The following is a 263-nucleotide window of genomic DNA, read 5'->3' on the forward strand; positions in this document are numbered from 1 at the left end:
AGTGTGGGGGCTACGATTAATATTATGCTAGCAGCTGTACGAGCGAAAGGTAGAACTGTTATTGAAAATGCAGCGAAAGAGCCCGAGATTATTGATGTAGCTACATTGTTAACAAGCATGGGAGCACGTATTAAAGGTGCCGGTACAGATGTAATCCGAATAGATGGTGTGGACTCTTTACATGGTTGTCACCATACTATCATCCCAGATCGTATTGAAGCTGGTACGTATATGATTCTAGGAGCTGCATCAGGAGGAGAAGT

At 43.3% G+C, this 263-nt stretch carries 1 pseudogene; it reads left to right on the forward strand.

The window, feature by feature from the left end:
* Window positions 1-263, forward strand: a pseudogene (locus SB717_RS36795) (UDP-N-acetylglucosamine 1-carboxyvinyltransferase); the annotation flags it as partial.

This window comes from Priestia sp. SIMBA_032, from assembly GCF_046535215.1.
GTDB classification, from domain to species: Bacteria; Bacillota; Bacilli; order Bacillales; family Bacillaceae_H; genus Priestia; species Priestia aryabhattai.